Genomic DNA, 705 nt, shown 5'->3' on the forward strand with positions numbered 1-705 from the left:
CGTCCGAGGAAATGGCCGCGACCTCGGAGGAGCTCGCAGCCCAGTCCGAGGAGCTGCAGACCTCGATCGCCTTCTTCAAGGTCGAAAACTCGGCCCCCGGCCGGCAAGCCCCGCAACACTCCTACGGCAAGCAACAGCAGTCACGCCCCCAGGCGGCCAAGGCTCATATGGCACAGCCCGCACAACCGGCGAGAAGAGAAAACTCCGTCGCCCATCAGCAGGCGCGCCTGAAGGGCTTCGCACTCGATCTCAGCCAGGGTGGGCCTGACGCCGGCGATAGCGAATTCAGGGAAAGCGCATGACGCAACAGACGAGGATGGGCGGCTAGCCGCCGACCTTCAGCAACCAACCGCGCTTCGGCGCGATCACGAACAGCGGCGGCCACGGGCCGTTTGGACTAAGGGGCATAGCGACAATGCGCTTCACAATTAAACTGAAACTCGGCCTGGTATTCGGCTTCATCGTGCTTCTCACTTGCGCGATGGCAGCCCTGTCGATCTTCAATCTCTCTTCGCTGAACACCGATATTTCGCTGATGGTCGCCGGTCCGGTCGCCAACCTGCGCGATTCAGGCGACTTGTCGGATGCAGTCATGCGCTCGATCCGCGCCGAGAAGGACTCCATCCTCAACCTCGATACCACGAAGATCGGCAGCTATATCGGTGAGGTGTCGCAGCAGCGTGATACGATCAAGACGCTTGAAGC

At 61.3% G+C, this 705-nt stretch carries 1 protein-coding gene and 1 pseudogene; both read left to right on the top strand.

Annotated features, from left to right (window positions below; genetic code table 11):
* A pseudogene (locus tag AC1D0P_RS26585) lies at positions 1–302 on the top strand (hypothetical protein); the annotation flags it as partial.
* 113 nt (positions 303–415) lie between these two features.
* Positions 416–705, top strand: a 290-nt coding sequence (locus tag AC1D0P_RS26590) for a hypothetical protein (protein WP_477679467.1), incomplete at its 3' end; no start/stop codon positions are given.

Source organism: Polaromonas sp. P1_G2, from assembly GCF_056405515.1.